This is a genomic window from Bradyrhizobium sp. WBAH42 (assembly GCF_024585265.1).
Lineage (GTDB): Bacteria > Pseudomonadota > Alphaproteobacteria > Rhizobiales > Xanthobacteraceae > Bradyrhizobium.
The window spans coordinates 1,784,990-1,807,157 of sequence record NZ_CP036533.1; the positions used below are offsets into that span (position 1 = coordinate 1,784,990).

Here is a 22,168-nt window from a genome sequence, read left to right on the forward strand (position 1 = left end):
TCACGGGCGGCGTTCGATGCGGAGGGACCGTCACCCCACCCCGGTCCGCATTCCGCTTCGCTTCATGCGCACCGACCCTCCCCCTACAGGGGAGGGTGAAGGGAGCGCCCGGAACGACGATCAACGCCCCGCCACCGGCTCCGGCACCGCATCATAGGTCGGCACCGCCTTGCCGCCGCCGCGGTATACCGTCGAGGCCGCGATGATGCCGAGCAGCGCGGCGAACATCAGCCAGAAACCGGGCGAGGCCTTGTCGCCGGTGCGTTCGATCAGCCAGGTCGAGGCGAACGGGGTGAATGTGCCGAACAAGGCGGCGGCGAGCGCGAAGGCGAGCGAGAAGCAGGTGGTGCGCACATGCGCCGGCACGATCTCGACCAGCGCGCCCAGCATGGTGCCGCTGTAGACGCCGAAATAGAACGAGAACATCATCTCGACCGCGAGCAGCTTGCCGAAGGTCGGCGCCGCCACCAGCCAGTGCAGCGCCGGATAGGCGGTGACGAGCGACAGGCCCGCGATGGCGAGCAGCACCGGCTTGCGGCCGATGCGGTCGGACAGCGCGCCGCCGACCGGATTCCAGATGAAATTGGTGACGGCGACGAGCAACGTGACCAGCAACGCGTCCTGCGTTGATAGCTTCAGCACGGTCTTGCCGAAGGTCGGCGTGTACACCGTGACGAAGTAGAACGTCGTCGTGGTCAGGATCGCGATCATCATGCCGAGGACGACGATGCGCCAGTTGGCGAGCGCGGAGGCGAACACCTCGCGCGTCGTCGGATGCTTCCTCATGGCGAGGAAGGCCGGCGTCTCCTCCAGCGTCCGCCGCAGCACGAAGATCAGGGGAATGATCAGGCAGCCGACGAAGAAGGGAATGCGCCAGCCCCAGGCGGCGACGGTGTCGGCCGGCATCACCTCGGAAAGAATGAAGCCGAGGATCGACGCCACGAAGATCGCGACCTGCTGGCTCGCCGATTGGAACGAGGTGTAGAAGCCGCGATTGCCGGGCGTTGCGATTTCCGCGAGATACACCGACACGCCGCCGAGTTCGACTCCGGCGGAGAAGCCTTGCAGCAGCCGGCCGATCAGCACGATGATCGGCGCCGCGATGCCGATGGTCGCATAGCTCGGGCAGAATGCGATCACCACGGTGCCGAAGGCCATGATGCCGAGCGTGACGATCAGGCCCTGGCGGCGGCCGATGCGGTCGATATAGGCCCCGAGCACGATGGCGCCGACCGGACGCATCAGGGCGCCGAGCCAGAACACGCCGAACGTGTTGAGCAGCGACGCCGTCTCGTTGGTGGACGGGAAGAACGCCTTGCCGATCGCGGCGGCATAGAAGCCGAACAGGAAGAAGTCGAACTGCTCGAGGAAATTGCCGCTCGTGGCGCGCAGGATCGCGCCGATGCGAGACTTGATGGCGGGCGAATTGGTTGAGGTGGCTGGTCCAGCCATGGCATTGCTCCCCTTCAAGACGTGGCCGGACCGGGAATCATCCACGGCAAGGCGACAGATTGATGCTGCGACAATCTGTCATACCCCTTCCCGCGCGAGAAGCGGCGAGTCAATCCGTTTTGCAGAGGAAGCTGCTGATTTTTCAGGCCTTATTTTGCGTTGCAGCAATCAGCCATTGTCGGAACGCGGCCAGCTTCGGCGCCTCCCGATGGCCTTCCGGCGCGACCAGGTAGAAGCCGGCGTCCGCGGGCAGTGCGATCTTGAAGGGGACAACAAGCCGGCCCTTGGCGATATCGTCCTGCACGTAGGAGGTCCGGCCCATCGCGACGCCGATGCCGTCGATCGCGGCCTGGATGGTCATGAAGATCATGTCGAAGGTGATGCCGGGGTGCCGTGCGATGTCGGCCGGCTGGCCCGCCGCGGTCAGCCATAGCCGCCAGTCGTCGCTGTTGGTGCTCGACGTGTGCAGAAGCGGATGGTTGCGCAAATCCTCGGGCCGGCGCAGCGGCTTGTCGCCGCGCAGCAGCGAGGGGCTGCACACCGGAAACAATTCGTCGGCCATCAGCCAGTCGGCACGCAGGCCCGGCCACTGGCCGCGGCCATAGCGGATCGCGGCATCGACATTGTCGCGCTGGAAGTCGACGAGGCTGGTCGAGGTGGTGATGCGCACGTCGATGCCGGGATGCTGCTCCTGGAAGTCGGTCAGCCGCGGCAGCAGCCATTTGGCCGCGAGCGAGGCCAGCGTCGACACCGTCAGCACCTTGTCGTCGTCCTTGCGCAAGAGACGGTCGGTGGCGAGGCGCAAATCGTTGAAGGCGGCGCGGACGCCCGGGAGATAGTCGCGCGCCTCCGGCGTCAACGCCAACGCCCGGTTCTGCCGGATGAACAGCCGGATGCCGAGCTCCTCCTCCAGCCTGCGGATCTGATGGCTGATCGCGGTCTGGGTCACGTTCAGCTCGCTGGCTGCGAGCGTGAAGCTGAGATGGCGTGCGGCGGCCTCGAACGCCCGCAATCCGTTCAGGGAGGGCAATCTGGCAGTCATTTGGCAGCAGGATACATGACGTTATTTCATGCGAAAAGGTACAAATTGTCGTTTGTCGCGGCGCAACAGGAGGCAGATATTAGCGGTCAACGTAGCTCCAGGAGCTGAAAATGTCTACATTGACCGACAACTCGATGACAAATCATCATGCGCACGGCGTCTTCTACCAGATCGGCGAGATCCTTCACGTCTGGCACGAACGCTACCGGACCCGGCGCGAGCTGACCAACTGGACTGCCCGCGACCTCCACGACGTCGGGCTGTCCTGGTCCGACATCGCCTACGAGGCCGATAAACCCTTCTGGCGGGCCTGATAGGCCGCCAGGCCGGCGCCGCCTGCGCACAGGGGCGCCGGCGGTCCCTTTCCGCAGGGCATGCGTCATGAGCACCCTTCGCCTCGAAGACCTCAAGCAATATTCGGACGTGCTGCGCACAAGGCACGGTGAGCGGCTCAATGTCCGCTTCGTCGAGCCGCGCGACACCGACGAGCTCCAGCACTATTTCCGCTCGCTCTCGACCCGCTCCCGCTACAACCGCTTCTTCGGCGCGATCAGCGAATTGCCGAAGGGCCTGCTGCACGATTTCCTCGAGGTCGGCGAGCGCGATCGCTTCACCGTCGTGGCGACGATGACGGTCGACGGATTCGAGACTATCGTGGCGGAAGCGCGCTATGCCTTCCATGCCGAGACCGCGGCGCTCGAGTTCGGCCTCTCGGTCGACGACCGCTGGCAGGGCCACGGCATCGCCACCGCGCTGATGAAGAACCTCGAATGCCGCGCCGCCGCGCTTCGAGCCGAGCACATGTTCGGCGACACGCTGCGCTCCAACGAGACCATGGTCTCGCTCGCGCGCAAATCCGGCTTCACGTTCGTCAACCATCCTGATGATTGGAAGCTGGTGCGCTTCGACAAGGAGATCAACCTCGCGCCGCAGGACATTCCCTGTGCGAGCTGGCGCCTCGCCGCCGTTTCCCGTCAGGCCGACAGCCCCTCAGCCTCGGCCTGACATGACTGCAGCCCGGCCTGGCCAAGCCAGAGCCGGGCATTTTTTTGTGCTTTCGCACTCTCTCTCCATTGTCATTCCGGGGCGCGCGTAGCGCGAACCCGGAATCCATTTCACCGCGCGTTTTGGAGCCCAATGGATTCCGGGCTCGATGCTGCGCATCGCCCCGGAATGACGGTCCTAATTACTTCCCCGTAAAAACCGCCTTGCGCTTCTCGATGAAGGCCTGCACCGCCTCCTTGTGATCCGCGGTCGTGGTGAGGCGGACCAGCCGTTCGGCTTCGTGGTCGCGCGCGGTTTCGAAGTCGAACAGCAGGGCCTCGTCGAGATTGTCCTTCATGTAGCGCAGCGCGAGGCGCGGGCCTCCGGCCAGCGATCTGGCCAGCGCGAACGCCTCGGTCTGCAACTTGTCGTCGGGCACGACGCGGTTGACGAGCCCGATCGCTTCGGCGCGCGCGGCATCGACGCGGTCGCCGGTGAACATCAATTCGCGCGCCCGCGCGGTGCCGACCAGCCGAGTCAGCAGCCAGGCGATGCCGTAATCGCCGCTGAGCGCGACGCGGGCATAGCCGGTGGCGACGAAGGCCGATTGCGCGGCGATGCGGATGTCGCAGGCCATGGCGATGGCAAGCCCGGCGCCGACCGCGGGGCCGGGGAGCGCAGCGATGGTCGGCTTGCGCACCGACACCAGCGCGCCGGTGAGCAGCCGCTGCCGCTCCTGCAGATCGGCGATGCGACCGTCCAGCGACATCTCGAGCTTCTTGGGATCGCGATGCGCGCCCATGCCCTTGACGTTGCCGCCGGCGCAGAAGGCTTCGCCCGCGCCGGTCAGCAGCAGCGCGCCAACGTTCGGATCCTCTGCGCAGGTCCGGATCATGGTGCGCAGCGCCGGCGTCAGCGCATCCGACAGCGAATTGCGCGCCTCCGGCCGGTTCAGCGTAATGATCGCGACGCGGTCGCGGATCGTGCAGAGGAGCTCATTGGTGCCGGTATCGATGGTGGTTTCCGTGGTCATGTCGCCTCCCTCTCTATCGTCATTGCGAGCGAAGCGAAGCAATCCAGAATCCTTCTGTGGAGGCAGTCTGGATTGCTTCGTCGCTTCGCTCCTCGCAATGACGGGTGTTGTTGCTAGCTTGCTTCAAAACCTCTCCACCCAGGGCCGCAGCTCCAGCTCCCAGCTCCAGGCGCTGCGCGGCTGCTGCAGCACGTTCCAATAGCTCTGTGCGATCGCGTCGGGATCGAGCATCGAATCCGGCTTGTCCGCCGGCTCGCTTCGCGTCGCGCTCCTGATGCCGCCATCGATGACGAAATGCGCGACATGGATGCCCTGCGGCGACAATTCGCGCGCCATGCTCTGCGCAAGGCCCCGCAGCGCGAACTTGCCCATCGCGAAGGGAGCGGACTGCGCATAGCCCTTGACGCTGGCGGAGGCGCCGGTGAACAGGATCGCGCCGTGCTGGTTCGGCAGCATGCGCTTGGCCGCCTGCTGCGCCACCAGGAAGCCGCCATAGGCGCTGACCGCGATCGCCTGCGCGACGTCGGCCGGCACGAGGTCGACGAACGGCCCGCGCGTCCGGCCGGAGGCATTGTAGACGACGAGGTCGGGCGTGCCGATCTCGCGCTCGACCAGGCCGAACAGCCGCTCCACCTCGTCGGGCTCGGTGGCGTTGCAGGCATAGGCCTTCGCTCCGGTCTCGGTGCAGAGCGCGCCAAGCTTCTCGATCTTGCGTGCAGCGAGGGCGAGGCGGATGCCCTGCGCCGCAAGCAGGCGCGCCAGCGATGCGCTGAGGCCTTCGCCGGCACCGACGATGAGGGCGATCTTGTATTTCGGATGTTCCATTTGGTGATCTCTCGCAGACAGGAGCCGTTGATCTAGGCACGGTCCGTGCGGACAACCAGCCGGCGCGGCCACAATTCCGCAGGGCGAATTGCTCCCGCGCGGCGATCATGCCGCCCTGATATTTTGCGGCTTTATCGCTGTCCGCGACGGGAGCATGATCGACATCATCCAAAGCGGCAAGCGCAAAGAATTGCCGTCGGACGGAAACGAAGAGGACGATCATGCCCGGACCGGTCACAGCGCAGCCAAAAGATATCGCGGCCGCACCCTCCGGCCTGCTGGCGCCCGATACATCAGGCATGAATTTCTACCGCGCCGATCCCGCGCTGACGGACCTGCTCCGCATTCATCTGCCGGAGAATCTGTTCCGCCACATCGAGCCGCATCTCGATCGCCTCGGCGAGCTCGCCGGCGGCCATCTCGACGAATGCGCGCGGCTTGCCGACCGCCACACGCCCATCCTGCACCAGCGCGACAAGTTCGGCCGCGACGTGCAATGGATCGAATATCACCCGGCCTATCGCGAGCTGGAGAACGCCGCGTTCGGCCAGTTCGGCATCCACGCGCTCTCGATCGCCAAGGGCATCATGGGCTGGCCGGACAAATACCCTGTTGTCGCCAAGCATGCCTTCACCTTCCTGTTCAACCAGACCGAATTCGGCATGGGCTGCCCGATCAACGTCACTGACGGCTGCGCCAAGCTCCTGGCGAATTTCGGCAGCGAGGCGCTGAAGGCGAAATATCTCGACGGCCTGACCTCGACCGACATGAGCAAGCTGACGCAGGGCGGCCAGTTCATGACCGAGAAGGAAGGCGGCTCCGACGTCGGCACGCTGACCACGCGTGCGGTGCAGGAGGGCGACCATTGGCGTCTCTATGGCGAGAAATGGTTCTGCTCGAATGCCGATGCGAAAGTCGTGATGCTGCTGGCGCGGCCCGAAGGTGCCGGGCCCGGCACGCGCGGCGTCGGCCTGTTCCTGATGCCGCGCTTCCTCGACGACGGCACCCAGAACCACTACCGGATCGTGCGCCTCAAGGACAAGCTCGGCACGCGCTCGATGGCCTCGGGCGAGATCAAGCTCGAAGGTGCGATCGCCTACGCCGTCGGCAAGCTCGACCGCGGTTTCGTGCAGATGGCCGAGATGGTGAACTCCTCGAGGCTCTCCAACGGCGTCAAGTCCACCGCGCTGATGCGCCGCGCCTATCATGACGCGATGACGGTGGCGAAGAGCCGCGTCGTGTTCGGCCAGCGCATCATCGACCTGCCGCTGGGCCGGCGGCAGATGCTGAAGATCATGCTGCCGGTGGAGCAGGGCCTCTCGATGAGCTTCCTCACTGCGGACGCGCTCGACCGCGCCGAGGCCGGCAGCCAGGATGCGGCGGCGCTGCTGCGCATCCTGACCCCGACGCTGAAATTCCGCGCCACGCGGGATGCGCGAAAAGTCTGCGGCGATGCGCTCGAGATGCGCGGCGGCATCGGCTATATCGAGGAATTCGCCACCGCCCGCCTGCTGCGCGATGCGCATCTCGGCTCGGTCTGGGAAGGCACCGGCAACATCGTCGCGATCGATGCGCTGCGGCGGGCGGTCGGTCGTCACGGCGCGGAATCCGCACTCGCGGCCGATCTGCACGCCCGGCTCGACGACAGCGCCTCGGTGCCGCAGGCCTGGCGCGATCATCTGCGTGGCCTCACCGACCGCGCCGTCGGCTTCGCGCGCGAAGTCGCGGCTAAGTCCGAAAACGAGGCGGATGCGCGCCGCGCCACCAGCGTGCTCTATCACGTCGCCAGCGCAGTCGCCCTCGCCTGGGAAGCACACCGAATCCACGACATGCGCGGCGATGCGCGCCGGCTGCTGCTGTCGCGCCTCGTGATCGACCATCGCGTGACGCCGAGCGATCCGTTCCGGCTGACGGAAAATGCCGCGCAGGCGAAGATCGCCGAACTTCTGCTCGGCGATCGCGCAGCCAGCATGAGCGAGGTTGGCGAACTGGTCCTGGCGGCGTAGGCTAACTGTGGCAGCGAGCGCAGTTCACCTCTCCCCTAGGGAGAGGTCGGATCGCGTAAGCGATCCGGGTGAGGGATTACGCGCTCACGTGAGACCCGAACCCCTCACCCGGAATCGCATCTTCGATGCGCTTCCGACCTCTCCCTTCGGGAGAGGTGCAGAGTCGACGACGAGTGAAACAAAAACAACGAGGAAACACCGATGAAGGCCGCCGTCCTCTATGAAGTCAACCAGCCGCTCGTCATCGAGGACATCAGCCTGCCGAAGCCTGGCCCGCGCGAGGTGCTGATCCGCACCGCGGTCGCTGGCCTCTGCCATTCCGATCTGCACTTCATGGAAGGGCTCTATCCGCATCCGCTGCCTGCGGTGCTCGGGCACGAATCCGCCGGCGTGGTCGAGCAGGTCGGCTCCGACGTCACCTATGTCAAGCCGGGCGACCACGTCGTCACGTGTCTCTCCGTCTTCTGTGGCACCTGCGACAATTGCACCACCGGCCGCACCGTGCTCTGCACCGACGCGACGGTGAAGATGCTGCCGGGCGTCTCCAACCGCATGCAATGGTCGAAGCCGGAGAAGCTGCACCAATTTCTCAATCTCTCCTCCTTCGCCGAGCAGATGCTGGTGCACGAGAACGCCATCGTGAAGATCCGCAGGGACATGCCGCTCGATCTCGCCGCGCTGATCGGCTGCGGCGTCATCACCGGCTATGGCGCGGTGGTGAATACGGCGAAGGTGACGGCCGGCGAGACCGTCGCCGTGATCGGCTGCGGCGGCGTCGGCATGGCCGCGATCAACGGCGCGCAGATCGCCGGCGCCGGCCGTATCATCGCCATCGACACCAATCCCGCAAAACTCCAGCTCGCGACCAAGCTGGGCGCGACCGACATCATCAACCCGGCCGACGGCGATGTCGTGAAGCAGGTCCGCGACCTCACCAATGGCGGCGTGCATCATTCCTTCGAGGTGCTCGGCCGCAAGGAGACTGCCGAGCAGGCGTTCGGCATGCTCGCTTCCGGCGGCACCGCCACGATCGTCGGCATGATCCCGTTCGGCCAGAAGATCGAGCTGCACGGCTTCGACTTCCTGCGCGAGCGCAAGATCCAGGGCTCCTCGATGGGCTCGAACCATTTCCGCGTGGACATGCCGCGCCTGGTCGATTTCTACCTGCGCGGCCGGCTGCATCTGGAGGACTGGATCTCCGCCAAGCTGAAGCTGAGTGAGATCAACGAAGGCTTTGCCAACATGAAAGCCGGCAAGACGCTGCGCAGCGTGATCGTGTTCGATAATTAGCGGCCGTGACGGTGTCATCGCCCGGCTTGACCGGGCGATCCAGTACGCCGCGGCGGGACTTGTGTGAATGAACGACTGCCGCGGCGTACTGGATGCCCCGGTCAAGCCGGGGCATGACAGCGGAGAGTGTGTGGTCAGTGTGCCTTCTTCACCGCGACACGTGCGCGGACACCGCGAGCCACTTGCCGTTCTTCTTTGCCCAGCAGTCGGTGTACCGCCCGCTCGCCTGCTGACCGTCCGCCGTCGTGTAACTCGTCGCGGCGTGGATGATCGCGAAGTCGCCCATAATGCGGATCTTGACGTCGTGTGCATGCAAATTGCGGATCGCGATCGGCCGCGCCGTCTGCTCCAGGAAGGCGGCGCGGTCGACCAGCGTCTTGTCGGGATTGGAGCAATAGAACTCCGGGGCCAGGATCTCGTCGAAGCGCTTGACGTCGCAGTTCTGCACGGCGGCGACGTAGTCGCGATTGAGTGCGGTGAGCTGCTCGAGATCCTGACTCATGGTGCTTCCTCCCCCTCATTCCAGGGCGCGCGGAGCGCGAACCTGGAATCTCGATTGTTATCTTACTCCGTCATTGCGAGCGAAGCGAAGCAATCCAGAAATGTCTCCGCGGACGCAGTCTGGATTGCTTCGTCGCAAGAGCTCCTCGCAATGACGGGAAGGACTAATCACCAAATAGTGGCGGCGGCACGAAGCCGCCGAACTCCCGCTCGATCAGCTCGGCGAGCTTGAGCGGCGTCCGATCTTCTAACCACGGACCGACGATCTGCATGCCGACGGGCAGGCCGCCTTTCGACAGGCCGAGCGGAACCGCCGTCGCAGGCAAGCCCGGAAGCGTTGCGATGCCCGGCCAGGCGAGTTGGTCGGAATAGGGGTAGTCCTTGCCGTCGATGCTGATCGTTCGCAGGCGCTGCTCCGGCGAGTGATCGTGCGGAAAGGCCGGCGTCGGCATGATCGGGCAGATCACCGCGTCGAAGCTCTTGAACAATGCCCGCCATTGCGCGCGGAGGACGGCGCGGCTACCCGCATCGAGCACCCAGGCGCGGTGGCTCGCGGTGATACCGCGCAGTCGCTCGGCGCCGAGGCTCGTGTCCTCCGGCGAGAGCTGGCTTGCCCCTGCCTGCGCATCCGCCAGTTCGTCGGGAGGTAAGAACGCGCCGAGGAAGCCCAGCAGCATGCGCATGTAGAGCCGCGACGTCTCCGCGAAGTCCGGAAGCCGCGCGCTCTCGCGTGCGACGGCGACGCCGGCCTTTGCAAGGTCGGTTGCAAGCTTGTCGATCGCGCCGCGGACATCCTGGTCGCTCGGCAGCAGCGGATGGCTGTCGATCACCAGGACACGAAAATCCCGCAGCGATTGATGCCGTGCGGCAGGCAAGTCGAGCTTGTAGGCGATCCCCCCGTCGAGCGGATCGGGTCCCGCCATGACGTCGAGCAGCAAGGACAGGTCCGCCGCCGTGCGCGCCATCGGTCCGATGACGGCGAGGTCGCCCTCGCGCGGAATCGCTGGAAACGGCGGCGGGGTCTCGCCGCGCGCCGCGCAGAGATTGATGGTCGGCTTGTGGGCGAAGACGCCGCAATGAAATGCCGGCGCACGCAGGGAACCGCCGATGTCCGAGCCGGTGGCGAGCGCGCAATAGCCTGCGGCGAGGGCTGCCGCCGATCCACCGGACGAACCGCCCGGCGTGCGGCCGAGATCGTAGGGGTTGTTGGTGGTGCCGTAGATGTCGTTGTAGCTCTGCCAGTCGCCGAGCCCGACCGGCACGTTGGTCTTGCCGAGGATCACGCCGCCGGCCTGCTTGATGCGGGCCACCGCCAGCGCGTCTTCCACGGGCTTGAAGTCCTTCTGCGGCACGAATCCCCAGGTCGTCGGCAGGCCGGCGATGTTGAAGGATTCCTTGATTGTCGTGGGCAGGCCGAGCAGCGGCTTGCGCTCGCCGCGCGCCAGCGCCGCATCCGCTTCGCGCGCCGCGACGAGCGCGCGATCGAAATCGCGCACGCACACCGCGTTGATGCTGCCGTCGTGCCGGTCGATACGCGCGATCGCATCCTGCGTGAGCTCGACCGCCGAGACCTTCCTCGCATTCAATGCGGCCGACAATTCGACCGCGCTCTTGAAACTCCATTCCGATCCGGCCACGCGCTTCTCCCGCTCTGGTTGTTCGAGGATGATGCGCAGTTTGGCCCAACCTCGCAACGTCTGTTTGATCGAGATTGATATGCTGCTAGCCCTTAGCGGCACAGCCAACACCAAGTCGGTGTCATCGCCCGGCTTGACCGGGCGATCCAGTACTCCGCGGCGCCAGTTGTGTGAGTGAACTGCCGCCGCGGAGTACTGGATGCCCCGGTCAAGCCGGGGCATGACAGCGAATGTGATGCGAACTACGCCGCCCCGATCACGATCCCCACCGCCAGCACGATGGCGCCGCCGAGCACGATCTGGAACACGGCCTGGAGGAACGGCGTGTCCATGTAGCGCGAGCGGATGAAGGCGATCGCCCACAATTCGAAGAACACGACGACGCAGGCGATCGCTGTTGCAATCCAGAACGCATTGGCCCAGCTGTCGGGTACCAGATAAGGCGCGGTGTGGCCGAGCCCGCCGAGCGTCGTCATCGCGCCGCAGGTGATGCCGCGCAGCCAGGGCGAGCCGCGCCCCGTCAGCGAGCCGTCGTCGGACAGCGCTTCCGCAAACCCCATGCTGATGCCGGCCCCGATCGAGGCGGCAAGGCCGACCAGGAATGTCTGCCAGTTCTGGTGCGTGGCGAACGCCGCCGCAAACAGCGGTGCCAGCGTCGAGACCGATCCGTCCATCAAGCCGGCGAGGCCCGGCTGCACATATTGCAGCACGAACATGCGCCGGCGCGTGCGGTCCTCCTCGGCGCGCACGTCGGGCTTCAGGATCTCGTCGGTCAGCCTCGCCGCGGTGTGCTCGTGGCTCTTCTCGGCCTCGGCGAGATCGCCGAGCAGCCGGCGTACGTTGACGTCCTCGGCCTGCTCGGCGGCCTTGGCGTAGAAGCGCTCGGCCTCGAGCTCCATGGTCTCGACTTCCCGGCGGATCGTGTCGAGCGGCAGGTTCTTGGTCAGCCAGATCGGGCGGCGGCGCAGAAAGCCTTTGACGTCCTCGCGGCGGATCGGCGGCAGGTGCTGCCCGAAGCGCTGCTCGTACAATTCCAGCAGCATGTGGCGATGGCCGCGCTCCTCCTCGGCCATCTGCTCGAACAGTTTTGCCGAGTCCGGATAGCGCTCCTTCAGATCTTCGGCGAAGGTCATGTAGATGCGGCTGTCCTCCTCCTCGGAGGAGATCGCGACCGCCAGCACCTCGCGCTCAGTCAGATCGGCAAAAGTCTTCACGGCGGCCCTGTCACTATAGTTTAGAATAGTTCTAAACTATAGGGCGCTGCCGGTTGCGGGTCAAATCAGGCCGTGTGGGCTTTTGCGAGGAAGTCGAGCAGCAGCCGGCTCACCGCGGCCGGCTGCTCCTGTTGCACCCAATGGCCGGCGTCGTCGACGAGATGGCAGCCGAGCATCTTGGTGCAGCCGCGGCCCTGCATCGCCTCGAATACGCCCGGCCGCTGATAAGTGCCCCAATCCTGCTTGCCCGAGATGAAGCAGGAGGGCACGTCGATGCTGCGGCCGGCAAACAATTGCATCTCGTTGTTGAGCATGCCCGACGTGCCGTAGCGGTACCATTGCAGCCCGCCCTGAAATCCTGTGCGGCTGTATTCGGCGCTGTAATAGGTGAGGTCGCTGTCCGGCAGCCATAGGTTCGCGGCGATTGCGGCGGGCGAGGGCATCTCCTTCGCGACCGTCTCCGCCATGGTCTCGTGCAAGTCCATCACGTAATAGGTCGGCAGCTTCGCCAGCTCCTGCGCCGACCATGCTTGCAGCGGAAAGGGCTTGTTGTCGGTCCAGTCCGCGCTCTTGTGATGATAATAGGCGCGCAGGAAATCATGCACGCCTTGCGGCGCGTGCTGCATGTCGGCGTTGGCCGGACGGGTCGCGTAGTACCATTGATAGTGCTTGCGCGGCCGCGGCAGCGCGGCGAGCTCGCGATGCACGGGGTCTTCCTCCGCGGGCTTTGCCGGATTGTCGACGGTGCCGAACGGCAACGGCGGCGGTCCGCCGAACGGCGCGCTCATCAGCGTCACCGAGCGAAACACGTCGGGCCGGATCAAGGCGCACCAGGCCGCAACCGGGCTGCCGAAATCGTGCCCGGCGAGATCGACCTGCCTGTAACCGAACGCCGACACCAGGCCGAGCGCATCGCGCACGAGATTGAAGAGCGAGAACGGCGCGAGATCGTCGCCATGCTCCGCGTTCCATCCCGTCGTGCGGCCATAGCCGCGCTGGTCCGGTGCGATCACGTGGTAGCCGGCCGCGGCGAGTGTCGGCATCACCTTGCGCCAGGAGAAGGCAAGCTCGGGAAAGCCGTGCAGCAGCAGGATACAGGGCCGGCCCTTGGTCTCGAAGCCGGCCTCCAGCACATGCATCCGCAAGCCGTTGATGCCGTCGACGTAGCGCGAGCGGATCCCGGCGGGGAGGGGGATGTCGGGGAGTGCGGTCATCGTTTACTCCACTTGAGCGTCTCTTACCCTCCCCTGGGGGGAGGGTCGATCGCGCGAAGCGCGAGCGGGGTGGGGTGATCTCTCCACTCGGGCAGTATTCAACGAGGATAGACCGTCACCCCACCTCGGTTCGCATTCCGCTTCGCTGCATGCGAACCGATCCTCCCCCTCCAGGGGAGGACTGGAAGTTCGCCGTGCGAGCTCGGCTAAATCACACCGACTCACACACGAACGCGTTGCCCTTGCGCCGGATCTTCCCAACCGACGGCGAGGGAAAATGCGCCGTGCAGCACAGCGTGTCGGTGTCGCAATAGCGTTCCAGGAAGCTGCGGCGCGTTTTCGCGGCTGCGGCCGGATCGACGTCGAATTTGATCGACAGCTCCGGATAGAGCGTCTGCAGCGGCGAGTGCATGAGGTCGCCGGAGAACACCGCATCGTCCTTGCCGCGGCCCATCGTGATGGCGATATGGCCGGGCGTGTGGCCGGGTGTCGGCAGGATGCGGACGTGGTCGCCGATCTCGTGGTCGTTGCCGACGAGCTCGTGCCTGTTAGCCTCGACCACCGGCAACACGCTGTCAGCGAAAGGCGGGACCTCCGTCTTCGCATTCTGCTCGGACCAGTGATCGAATTCCTGCCTGGCGAAGATGTAACGCGCCTTGGGGAAGGTCGGCACCCAGCGGCCGTTCTGAAGCCGCGTGTTCCAGCCGACGTGGTCGACATGCAGATGTGTGCACATCACGAAGTCGATGTCGTCGACCCCGAACCCGGCGGCGCTGAGGCCGCGCAGATACGTGTCGTCGGTCTTCATGTTCCATTTCGGCCGATTGGGGCGCGGCTTGTCGTTGCCGATGCAGCTGTCGATCAGGATGGTGTGGTGCGGTGTCTTCACCACGTAGGACTGGAAGCACAGCAGCAGCACGTCCTGCTCGTCCAGCGCCTTCGCCTCGCGCATCCAGGCCCGGTTCTCGGCCAGCACGTCCGCCGTCAGTCCCGGCAGCATCTCCAGCGCCGGGACGAACGAGGTCTCCTGCTCGATGACGCGATGGATGGTGAGATCGCCGACCGAGAATTTGAGGCTCATGAGAACTCCCGAAATTTTATGCGGGCGGCGGCACCGAGATTTTCACCGAGGGCCGCTCCAGCATCTTCTGGTGGAAGGCGTCGAGCTTCGGATAGGCCTTGCGCCAGCCGCAATCGGCGAAGCGGAAGTCGGCATAGCCGAGCACGCAAACGAGGCCGATCTGCGAGATGTCGAACGGGCCGTTCAGCACGTCGGGCATGTTCTCGAAGCGCGCCATGCCGGTCCAGGCCCTGTTCCAGTGATCGTCCGACCAGGCCTGCCATTGCAGGCCTTGCGGCCGCACCATCTTCTCGTAGCGGCACAGCAGCATGGAATCGAGCATGCCGTTGATCAGCGAGTGATTGGTCTTGGCCTTCCAGCGCCGCGGGCCGTAATCCGGGATCAGGCTGCCGCCGGCCATCTCGTTGAGATATTCGACGATGACGTAGGAATCCAGGATCACGTCGCCGTCGTTGGTGATCAGCACCGGCAGCTTCTTCAGCGGCGTGATCTTCGAATAGTCCGCGTTGGCCGTGCCCGGCGCGACGCTCGCGGGCACGAGCTCGATCTTGTCGATCAGCCCGAGCTCGATCGCAGCGATGCGCACCTTGCGGGCAAAGGGCGAGGCGGGGGAGAAGGTGAGCTTCATGGGAATGTCCTGCGCGGTGACCGGCAATTGGTTTTCGTCATTGCGAGGAGCCCGCGACAAATTGCAAAGCAATTTTGCGCTGGCGACGAAGCAATCCAGAGTGTCGCCGCGGTGGGATTCTGGATTGCTTCGCTTCGCTCGCAATGCCGGGGAGAGAGCGGAGGCCTTACGCCGCGATGATCTCCTGGCGCTGCTCGCCGAGACCTTCGATGCCGAGCGTCACGACGTCGCCGACATTGAGGAAGGTCGGCGGCTTCATGCCGAGGCCGACGCCGGGAGGGGTGCCGGTGGTGATGACGTCGCCGGGCAGGAGCGTCATGAACTGCGAGACATAGGAGATGCACTTGGCCATCGAGAAGATCATGGTCTTGGTCGAGCCGGTCTGGCGGCGCTGGCCGTTGACGTCGAGCCACATCGACAGGTTCTGCACGTCCTTGATCTCGTCCTTGGTCGCGAGCCACGGCCCGAGCGGGCCGAACGTGTCGTGCGACTTGCCCTTGGTCCACTGGCCCAGGCGCTCGATCTGGAAGGCGCGCTCGGAGACGTCGTTGCAGACGCAATAGCCCGCGACGTGGTTCAGCGCGTCGGCTTCCGAGACGTATTTGGCGCGGGTGCCGATGATGGCGGCGATCTCGACCTCCCAGTCGAGCTTGGTCGAGCCGCGCGGCTTCTCGACCGGATCGTTCGGGCCCGACAGCGAGGTGTTGGCCTTCATGAAGATGATCGGCTCGCTCGGGATCTCCGCGCCGGTCTCTTTGGCATGATCGGAATAGTTGAGGCCGATCGCCACGAATTTCGAGATGCCGGTGACGGGCGCGCCGAACCGCGGCTTGCCGGACACGGCGGGCAGCGAGGCGGGATCGAGCGCCGCCAGCTTCTTCAAAGATTCCGGCGAATAGGCCTCACCCGTGAGGTCATTCACATGCACCGACAGGTCGCGCAACTGGCCGGATCTGTCGATCAGGCCGGGCTTTTCCGCCCCCTTCTCGCCATAACGAACAAGCTTCATTCTCGTTTCTCCCTGGAGATTGGACCGATCGGTTGAATAGCTTCTTGGAACAGGGCGGCAGGAAATTCAACCGCTCAAAAGCGGCGCATTGCAGCCCCCCGATTCCGGCGCTCGTAGGGTGGGCAAAGGCGCAAGGCGCCGTGCCCACCATCTCTTCCAGTTAGCCCGGACCGGTGGGCACGCTTCGCTTTGCCCACCCTACGAAGCCTATGATTGCAGCGCCACAAACCTGAACGCGTCCCCATCCCGCTTGATATGCCCGGCCGAGTAGTGCCCGCCGATCACCAGCGTCGGCGTGTCGGCGAAGCGCGAGAACACCGCGCGCCGGCTTGCCGCCGATTGCGCGGGGTTGGTATCCACCGTCGAGCACCACTCCAGATGCGCCATCTGGCACGGATGATGGGCGACGTCGCCGGTCAGAAGCGCCTGCTCGCCGTCGGATTCGATCAGGACGCTCATATGCCCCGGGCTGTGACCGGGGGTCGGAATCAGCTTGATCTCCTCGCAGAGCCGGTGGTCGCTCGGGACCAGCTCGGCCTGGCCGGCATCGACCACCGGCTTCACGGAATCGTTGAACACCGCGACCTTGTCCGGCTCGGCCGTGTCATCACGCCAATGCTCATATTCGGTCTTGCCGAAGACATAACGCGCCTTCGGGAAGGTCGGCACCCATCGGCCATCGACCAGTCGTGTATTCCAGCCGACATGGTCGACGTGAAGGTGCGTGCACAGCACGGTGTCGATGCTGTCGGGCGGAAAGCCGGCCGCAATCATCGTCTCCAGGAACGGCGAGCTGCGGTTGTTCCAGGTGGGCACGCTGCGGCCCTGCTTGTCGTTGCCGAGGCCGGTATCGACCACGATGCGGCGCGAGGGTGTCTGCACCACGAGCGAATGGATCGACATCTTCAGTCGGCCTTCTTCTGTGGCGTAATGCGGGATCAGCCAGGGCAGCTTCTGGATCTCGTCATTGGTGGCTGCCGGCAGGATGAAGCGGGTCGAGCCGACCGTCTCCATTTCGACGAATTTCGTGATCCTGACCTTGCCGACCTTCCACTGCATCCGGCGCCTCCCCGTATTCTTGCTCTTGCGCTGGAACATGCACATTTTCTGCCATCGAGCGCAATGGATCATCTGACGCGGTGCGGCGTTATCGCCGGAACCCGAGACAGACGCCGAAGGGGAAGCCATGCCAGAGCTTGCGATTTCCGCGGACAAGGTCGCCTTCATCATCGAGAAGGCGCGCGAATTCGACGTCAAGGAGGGGGCTTCTGATCCCGACTCCGGCTCGAACGCGGCCGATGACGATATGATGGACGTCCTCGACGACGACGGCTCCGATCCTGTCGTCCAGGAGCTCGGAAGCTTCATGATCGCCTTGAACGAGGACGAGCAACTCGATCTCGTCGCGCTGACCTGGCTCGGCCGCGGCGACGGCTCGATCGATGAATGGGACGATCTGCGCGCCCGCGCGGTGGAGGCGCGGCGCGAGTATGGCAGCCCGCGCCGCGAAACCGTGCACTATCTGCTCGGCGAGCCGATGCTGGGCGACCTGCTTGCGAACGGCCTCGACGAATTCGGCGTCGATTGGACCGATGAGCGCACCACCGCCGATTCCTCCGCTCCGAGCCAGCAGGATGAGGACGAGCCGACCAAGCAGCGGTGATGATCTTACCTCGCCCCGCTTGCGGGGAGAGGTCGGCGCGAAGCGCCGGGTGAGGGGGACTCTCCGCGAGTCCGACTGTCACCGTGTTTGCTGCAGCAGCCCCTCACCCCAACCCTCTCAGCGCGAGCGAAGCTCGTCGCGGCCCCGTAAGAACGGGGCGAGGGAGTACACCTGCGATGATGCGTTACAGCGTCCCCGGGAAAGCACCACCATCCAGCAGGATGTTCTGTCCGGTGATGAAGCCGGCCTTGGCGCCGCACAGGAAGGCGCAGGCATAGCCGAACTCGTCGGGCTGGCCGAAGCGGCCGGCGGGGTTGAGCTTGGCGCGCTCCGCCAGGATCTGCTCAGGGCTGACGCCGCGCTTGTCGGCCTCGGCTTTCGCGGTGCCGGTGAGTCGATCGGTCTCGAACGGGCCCGGCAACAAGCCATTGATGGTGACGTTGTTGATGACAGTCTTGCGCGACAGGCCGGCGATGAAGCCGGTGAGGCCGGCGCGTGCGCCGTTGGAGAGGCCGAGGATGTCGATCGGCGCCTTCACCGCCGCCGAGGTGATGTTGACGATGCGGCCGAACTTGCGCGCCATCATGCCGTCCACGGTCGCCTTGATCAGCTCGATCGGGGTGAGCATGTTGGCGTCGATCGCCTTGATCCAGTCGTCGCGGGTCCAGTTGCGGAAATCGCCGGGCGGCGGGCCGCCGGCATTGTTGATCAGGATGTCGGGCTCGGGGCAGGCCTTCAGCACCGCCTCGCGGCCCGCCGGCGTCGTGATGTCGCCGACGATCTCGGTGACCGTCACGTCGGGATAGGCCTTGCGGATCTCATCGGCCGTCTTCTTCAGGGCTTCGGCGCCACGCGCGGTCAGCGTGACGTGAACGCCGGCCTCCGCCAGCGAGATGGCGCAGGCGCGGCCGAGGCCCTTGCTGGATGCGCAGACGATGGCGCGGCGACCTTTGATCCCAAGATCCACTGTTTCACTCCCGTAACTATCAGGCAGGTTTTGGACGGGCCGCACTCTAGCCAAGTGCGACGCCGCTGATAAGGGAGGGGCTCGCACCAAAATGCATGGCGCGCGATCGGGTGATGCAAAAGCGGACTAGATCCGCCGCTCCTGCTTGAGGCGATCGATCGCGGCGGCGGCTTCTGGCGGCAGCGACTTGAAGCCCATCTGGCCCACGGTCGAGAACAGCGGCCGCAGATGCGAGCCGGCGAGGAAGGGCGGCTGGCGGTTCGTCGGCACGATCTGGTCGAACACCAGCACCAAGGTGGTGGCGACGAGGCCGACCCTGGCGGCGCCGAGCGCGGCGCCGCCGAGCCGGTCGCCGATGCCGGTCTCGCCGATCGTGTCGTTCAACGCAACGCGGCCGATCTGGCCGAACAGCATGCCGACGACCACGAAGATGGCGAAGAACCAGATCCAGTTTTGCAGCAGCGGGGAGTTCGGATTGCCGGCGATCTGCGGTGCGATCAGCGGCATCAGCGCCACCGCGATCGGCGCCGCGAGCAGATAGGCGAGGATGGTCATGGCGCTGCGCAGCAGCCCGGTCCTGAACCCCAAGCCGACCGCGACGGCAAGCGCGGCGTAAACGGCGAGATCGAAACTGTTCATACGCGAAAGCCCTGCCTCGACGGAACGAATGAACGCCGAGCCGATCATTCCGGTTTCAGATCGCTAAAATCGTCTGTATTGGTGGCTCCAAAGCCCAAGGGAACCGCGCAAGGAACGCGTCATGTCAGACCTGTTCGACGTCAGTAAAGAAACCATCCTCGTCACCGGTGCGAGCCAGGGGCTGGGCCGGCAATTTGCCCGCGTGCTGGCGGCGCATGGCGCGGCCGTCGCGCTGGCCGCACGGCAGACCGACAAGTTGAAGAGCCTGGAAGAGGAAATCCGCGGCAAGGGCGGCCGCGCTGCGGCGGTCGCGCTCGACGTCACCGACACCGCCTCGATCGCCAAGGCGGTCGATGCCGCCGAAGCCGCGCTCGGTCCCGTCACCGTGCTGATCAACAATGCCGGCATCGCCATCGAGAAGCTCGCGACCGAGCAGACCGAGGCGGATTGGGATGCGGTGATCGGCGCCAATCTCAAGGGCGCCTATTTCCTCGCGACCGAAGTGGCGCGCCGCATGATCGCGCGCAAGCAGCCGGGCAACATCGTCAACATCGCCTCCGTGCTCGGCACCGGCGTCTTGAAGGCGCTCTCGCCTTACGCGATCTCCAAGGCCGGCATCATCCAGGCGACGAGAGCGATGGCGCTGGAGCTCGCGGGCCAGAACATCCGCATCAACGCGCTCGCGCCCGGCTACATCGATACCGAGATGAACCACGCCTTCTGGTCGACGCCATCAGGCGAGCGCCTCGCCAAACGCATCCCGCAACGCCGCGTCGGCGCCGAATCCGATCTCGACGGCGCGATTCTGCTGCTGGCGTCGAATGCGTCGCGCTACATGACGGGGAGCGTGGTGACCGTGGACGGCGGGTTTTTGCTGAGTTGAACGTGTATTCGCCGCCCTATCCACATCGTCATTGCGAGCCAACGGGTCCGCGCGAAGCGCGGCCCGATGACAGGCTCCGCGAAGCAATCCAGAGTCTTTCCGCGGAGGGATTCTGGATTGCTTCGCTGCGCTCGCAATGACGGGAGGCGATGCTACCGCATCTCACCCTTGATCATATCCGCCGCCTTCTCCCCGATCATGATGGTCGGCGCATTGGTGTTGCCGCCGATCAGCGTCGGCATGATCGAGGCGTCGACGACGCGCAATCCTCCGACGCCATGGACCTTTAGCGTCGGGTCGACCACGGCCATCGCGTCCATGCCCATCTTGCAGGTGCCGACGGGGTGATAGACGGTATCGACCCGCGCGCGCAGAATGGCGCGGATGTCGTCGTCCGTTCTCACGTCGGACGTGAACATGTCCTTCTTCTGTAGCGCCCGCAGCGCCGGCGTCTCCATCAGACGCCGCGTCGTCTTGAAGCCGGCGACCATCCTCTCGACATCCTCTTCCTCGCCGAGGAAATTCGGATCGATCATCGGTGCTGCCAGTGGATCGGCGCTTCTCAGCCAGATGCTGCCGCGGCTCTTCGGCCTGAGCAGGCAGACATGGCATGAGAAGCCCGCCTCCTTGTGCTTCTTGCGGCCGTGGTCGTCGAGCATCGCGATGACGAAGTGGAGCTGGATGTCCGGCACGTCGAGATCGGGCCGGGTCTTCAGGAAGCCGCCGCACTCGGCGAAATTGGTGGTCATCACGCCGCGCCGCTGGCGGCGATAGCGTTGGATGCCGCGCAGCAGCGATGGCAGCCGACTGATCGAGGCGTGAACGAAGTGCGGATAGTCGGAGGCGTAGACGAACACGAAGTCCGGATGGTCCTGCAGATTACGCCCGACGCCGGGCAGGTGATGCACCACGCCGATGCCGTGCGCGGCAAGCGCATCGCCGTCGCCGATGCCCGACAGCATCAACAGCTGCGGCGACTGGAAGGCGCCGGCGGCGAGGATCACCTCGCGGCGGGCGCGCAGCTGCTTCTTTTGTCTGCCCTGCACATATTCGATGCCGACCGCGCGCCCGCCTTCGAACAGGATCTTCGTTGCCTGCGCTCCGGTCTCGACCCGCAGATTCGGCCGCTTGTCGATGTGGGGAGCCAGATAAGCGCGCGCCGCGCTCCAGCGCTCGCCGTGGCGCTGGGTCACCTGGTAGCTGCCGAGCCCTTCATGGTCCTCTTCATTGAAGTCCTCGCGGATGCGGAACTGCGCCTCGCGCGCGGCCTGATGGAAGACGTCATGGATCGGGTTGTCCGAGCGCAGCCTGTTGACGTGCAGCGGGCCACCCTTGCCGTGATATTCGCCGTCGAAATCGGCGTTGTTCTCCGACCGCTTGAAATAGGGCAGCACGTCCGCATACGACCAGCCGGCATTGCCGAGCGCGGCCCAATGGTCGTAATCCCATTTGTGGCCGCGGATGTAGACCATCGCGTTGATGGCCGAGGATCCGCCGAGGCCCTTGCCGCGCGGTTGATAGCCGATGCGGCCGTTCAAGCCCTTCTGCGGCACGGTATCGAAGGCCCAGTTGGCCGCGGCGTAGGGCAAAGCGAGCCCGAATGGCGTGGTGATCCGCCAGGTGTCGTTGCGTCCGCCCGCATCGAGCAGCGCGACGGATGTGCCCGCATCCTCCGACAGCCGCCCCGCAATTGTGCAGCCGCCCGAGCCCGCGCCCACGACGACGAAATCGAATGTGTCGGTCAATATTAGCCCCCCATTTCTCGTCATTCCGGGGCGCGCGAAGCGCGAACCCGGAATCCATTGAGCCGCATAACGTGCTGCGAAATGGATTCCGGGTTCGATGCTGCGCATCGCCCCGGAATGACCCAAGGCGTTTTCGCCCCTCATCTTGTTGCCGCAAGCTGGTCCTTTGTGGAACTTCTGGCAAGAGCGCGCGGAACGGGGCGGAAATTCGCTCATCCCCCTGTCACAAAGTCGAAAAAAACGTTCCCGCAGCCCTTTCCAAAGGCAGCCCGCCTTGATACATACCCCCCGCACCCGACGGGCATTGCCCGGGGGTCGCCTTCCAAGGAAGCCTTTGGGACGGAAGCGGCAAGCC

Annotated in this window: 21 protein-coding genes; 6 read left to right on the forward strand and 15 right to left on the reverse strand. The window is 65.2% G+C overall.

Annotated features, from left to right (window positions below):
• Positions 1-120: 120 nt before the first annotated feature.
• Entirely contained in the window at positions 121-1,452 is a 1,332-nt protein-coding gene (locus DCG74_RS08315) for an MFS transporter (protein ID WP_172787030.1), read from the reverse strand.
• 142 nt (positions 1,453-1,594) lie between these two features.
• Positions 1,595-2,494, reverse strand: coding sequence for a transcriptional regulator GcvA (locus DCG74_RS08320; protein ID WP_172787031.1), 900 nt, complete (start codon positions 2,492-2,494; stop codon positions 1,595-1,597).
• A 110-nt stretch (positions 2,495-2,604) separates the two neighbouring features.
• Here DCG74_RS08320 and DCG74_RS08325 point away from each other — a divergent pair, with 110 nt between their 5' ends.
• The gene (locus DCG74_RS08325) at positions 2,605-2,808 is read left to right on the forward strand and encodes a DUF1127 domain-containing protein (protein WP_172787032.1); all 204 of its coding nucleotides are present in this window, start codon (positions 2,605-2,607) and stop codon (positions 2,806-2,808) included.
• 67 nt (positions 2,809-2,875) lie between these two features.
• Positions 2,876-3,499, forward strand: a complete 624-nt coding sequence (locus tag DCG74_RS08330) for a GNAT family N-acetyltransferase (protein WP_172787033.1) — start codon at positions 2,876-2,878, stop codon at positions 3,497-3,499.
• A gap of 181 nt (positions 3,500-3,680) precedes the next feature.
• On the opposite strand, the gene DCG74_RS08335 is transcribed toward DCG74_RS08330, so the two are convergent.
• Together DCG74_RS08335 and DCG74_RS08340 are read right to left on the reverse strand one after the other, a co-directional pair.
• Positions 3,681-4,511 carry an enoyl-CoA hydratase gene (locus DCG74_RS08335; RefSeq protein ID WP_172787034.1) on the reverse strand — a complete coding sequence of 277 codons (831 nt, stop codon included), beginning with the start codon at positions 4,509-4,511 and terminating at the stop codon, positions 3,681-3,683.
• Positions 4,512-4,634: 123 nt separating this feature from the next.
• Positions 4,635-5,336, reverse strand: coding sequence for an SDR family oxidoreductase (locus DCG74_RS08340; RefSeq protein WP_172787035.1), 702 nt, complete (start codon positions 5,334-5,336; stop codon positions 4,635-4,637).
• A 221-nt stretch (positions 5,337-5,557) separates the two neighbouring features.
• Between DCG74_RS08340 and DCG74_RS08345 the strand changes: the two genes are divergently transcribed.
• Positions 5,558-7,342 carry an acyl-CoA dehydrogenase family protein gene (locus DCG74_RS08345; RefSeq protein WP_172787036.1) on the forward strand — a complete coding sequence of 595 codons (1,785 nt, stop codon included), beginning with the start codon at positions 5,558-5,560 and terminating at the stop codon, positions 7,340-7,342.
• 201 nt (positions 7,343-7,543) lie between these two features.
• Positions 7,544-8,632, forward strand: coding sequence for a Zn-dependent alcohol dehydrogenase (locus DCG74_RS08350; RefSeq protein WP_172787037.1), 1,089 nt, complete (start codon positions 7,544-7,546; stop codon positions 8,630-8,632).
• Positions 8,633-8,780: 148 nt separating this feature from the next.
• On the opposite strand, the gene DCG74_RS08355 is transcribed toward DCG74_RS08350, so the two are convergent.
• From DCG74_RS08355 to DCG74_RS08390, 8 genes are all read right to left on the reverse strand, one after another.
• Positions 8,781-9,134 carry a nuclear transport factor 2 family protein gene (locus DCG74_RS08355; protein ID WP_172787038.1) on the reverse strand — a complete coding sequence of 118 codons (354 nt, stop codon included), beginning with the start codon at positions 9,132-9,134 and terminating at the stop codon, positions 8,781-8,783.
• 163 nt (positions 9,135-9,297) lie between these two features.
• Positions 9,298-10,770 carry an amidase gene (locus DCG74_RS08360; protein WP_172787039.1) on the reverse strand — a complete coding sequence of 491 codons (1,473 nt, stop codon included), beginning with the start codon at positions 10,768-10,770 and terminating at the stop codon, positions 9,298-9,300.
• 242 nt (positions 10,771-11,012) lie between these two features.
• Complete coding sequence (gene mbfA, locus DCG74_RS08365; protein ID WP_172787040.1) at positions 11,013-11,984, reverse strand: iron exporter MbfA; 972 nt, start codon at positions 11,982-11,984, stop codon at positions 11,013-11,015.
• A gap of 65 nt (positions 11,985-12,049) precedes the next feature.
• Positions 12,050-13,198, reverse strand: coding sequence for an alpha/beta fold hydrolase (locus tag DCG74_RS08370; RefSeq protein ID WP_172787041.1), 1,149 nt, complete (start codon positions 13,196-13,198; stop codon positions 12,050-12,052).
• Positions 13,199-13,409: 211 nt separating this feature from the next.
• On the reverse strand, positions 13,410-14,279 hold the full coding sequence (locus DCG74_RS08375; RefSeq protein ID WP_172787042.1) for an MBL fold metallo-hydrolase: 870 nt from the start codon (positions 14,277-14,279) through the stop codon (positions 13,410-13,412).
• A 16-nt stretch (positions 14,280-14,295) separates the two neighbouring features.
• On the reverse strand, positions 14,296-14,907 hold the full coding sequence (locus tag DCG74_RS08380) for a glutathione S-transferase family protein (protein WP_172787043.1): 612 nt from the start codon (positions 14,905-14,907) through the stop codon (positions 14,296-14,298).
• 166 nt (positions 14,908-15,073) lie between these two features.
• Positions 15,074-15,916 (reverse strand): fumarylacetoacetate hydrolase family protein, encoded by an 843-nt coding sequence (locus DCG74_RS08385; RefSeq protein WP_172787044.1) that lies wholly within the window; start codon positions 15,914-15,916, stop codon positions 15,074-15,076.
• 207 nt (positions 15,917-16,123) lie between these two features.
• Positions 16,124-16,975: an MBL fold metallo-hydrolase gene (locus DCG74_RS08390; protein WP_172787045.1), complete on the reverse strand. Its 852-nt coding sequence runs from the start codon at positions 16,973-16,975 to the stop codon at positions 16,124-16,126.
• Positions 16,976-17,102: 127 nt separating this feature from the next.
• Here DCG74_RS08390 and DCG74_RS08395 point away from each other — a divergent pair, with 127 nt between their 5' ends.
• Complete coding sequence (locus DCG74_RS08395) at positions 17,103-17,579, forward strand: DUF3775 domain-containing protein (protein WP_172787046.1); 477 nt, start codon at positions 17,103-17,105, stop codon at positions 17,577-17,579.
• A gap of 184 nt (positions 17,580-17,763) precedes the next feature.
• Here DCG74_RS08395 and DCG74_RS08400 read toward each other — a convergent pair whose 3' ends face one another.
• Both DCG74_RS08400 and DCG74_RS08405 read right to left on the reverse strand, forming a co-directional pair.
• Complete coding sequence (locus DCG74_RS08400) at positions 17,764-18,546, reverse strand: SDR family oxidoreductase (protein WP_122405833.1); 783 nt, start codon at positions 18,544-18,546, stop codon at positions 17,764-17,766.
• Positions 18,547-18,672: 126 nt separating this feature from the next.
• Positions 18,673-19,185: a CvpA family protein gene (locus DCG74_RS08405; RefSeq protein WP_172787047.1), complete on the reverse strand. Its 513-nt coding sequence runs from the start codon at positions 19,183-19,185 to the stop codon at positions 18,673-18,675.
• A gap of 121 nt (positions 19,186-19,306) precedes the next feature.
• Between DCG74_RS08405 and DCG74_RS08410 the strand changes: the two genes are divergently transcribed.
• Positions 19,307-20,068: an SDR family oxidoreductase gene (locus DCG74_RS08410; protein ID WP_172787048.1), complete on the forward strand. Its 762-nt coding sequence runs from the start codon at positions 19,307-19,309 to the stop codon at positions 20,066-20,068.
• 152 nt (positions 20,069-20,220) lie between these two features.
• Here DCG74_RS08410 and DCG74_RS08415 read toward each other — a convergent pair whose 3' ends face one another.
• A complete protein-coding gene (locus DCG74_RS08415) occupies positions 20,221-21,813 on the reverse strand; it encodes a GMC family oxidoreductase (RefSeq protein ID WP_172787049.1) in 1,593 nt (530 codons plus the stop codon).
• Between the last annotated feature and the right edge of the window lie 355 nt (positions 21,814-22,168).

What these genes read in the sequence shown, in the direction of transcription:
- DCG74_RS08315 (WP_172787030.1), bottom strand. Translation starts at nt 1,452, where the DNA reads ATGGCTGGACCAGCCACCTCAACCAATTCGCCCGCCATCAAGTCTCGC.
- DCG74_RS08320 (WP_172787031.1), bottom strand. Translation starts at nt 2,494, where the DNA reads ATGACTGCCAGATTGCCCTCCCTGAACGGATTGCGGGCGTTCGAGGCC.
- DCG74_RS08325 (WP_172787032.1), top strand. Translation starts at nt 2,605, where the DNA reads ATGTCTACATTGACCGACAACTCGATGACAAATCATCATGCGCACGGC.
- DCG74_RS08330 (WP_172787033.1), top strand. Translation starts at nt 2,876, where the DNA reads ATGAGCACCCTTCGCCTCGAAGACCTCAAGCAATATTCGGACGTGCTG.
- DCG74_RS08335 (WP_172787034.1), bottom strand. Translation starts at nt 4,511, where the DNA reads ATGACCACGGAAACCACCATCGATACCGGCACCAATGAGCTCCTCTGC.
- DCG74_RS08340 (WP_172787035.1), bottom strand. Translation starts at nt 5,336, where the DNA reads ATGGAACATCCGAAATACAAGATCGCCCTCATCGTCGGTGCCGGCGAA.
- DCG74_RS08345 (WP_172787036.1), top strand. Translation starts at nt 5,558, where the DNA reads ATGCCCGGACCGGTCACAGCGCAGCCAAAAGATATCGCGGCCGCACCC.
- DCG74_RS08350 (WP_172787037.1), top strand. Translation starts at nt 7,544, where the DNA reads ATGAAGGCCGCCGTCCTCTATGAAGTCAACCAGCCGCTCGTCATCGAG.
- DCG74_RS08355 (WP_172787038.1), bottom strand. Translation starts at nt 9,134, where the DNA reads ATGAGTCAGGATCTCGAGCAGCTCACCGCACTCAATCGCGACTACGTC.
- DCG74_RS08370 (WP_172787041.1), bottom strand. Translation starts at nt 13,198, where the DNA reads ATGACCGCACTCCCCGACATCCCCCTCCCCGCCGGGATCCGCTCGCGC.
- DCG74_RS08375 (WP_172787042.1), bottom strand. Translation starts at nt 14,279, where the DNA reads ATGAGCCTCAAATTCTCGGTCGGCGATCTCACCATCCATCGCGTCATC.
- DCG74_RS08380 (WP_172787043.1), bottom strand. Translation starts at nt 14,907, where the DNA reads ATGAAGCTCACCTTCTCCCCCGCCTCGCCCTTTGCCCGCAAGGTGCGC.
- DCG74_RS08385 (WP_172787044.1), bottom strand. Translation starts at nt 15,916, where the DNA reads ATGAAGCTTGTTCGTTATGGCGAGAAGGGGGCGGAAAAGCCCGGCCTG.
- DCG74_RS08390 (WP_172787045.1), bottom strand. Translation starts at nt 16,975, where the DNA reads ATGCAGTGGAAGGTCGGCAAGGTCAGGATCACGAAATTCGTCGAAATG.
- DCG74_RS08395 (WP_172787046.1), top strand. Translation starts at nt 17,103, where the DNA reads ATGCCAGAGCTTGCGATTTCCGCGGACAAGGTCGCCTTCATCATCGAG.
- DCG74_RS08405 (WP_172787047.1), bottom strand. Translation starts at nt 19,185, where the DNA reads ATGAACAGTTTCGATCTCGCCGTTTACGCCGCGCTTGCCGTCGCGGTC.
- DCG74_RS08410 (WP_172787048.1), top strand. Translation starts at nt 19,307, where the DNA reads ATGTCAGACCTGTTCGACGTCAGTAAAGAAACCATCCTCGTCACCGGT.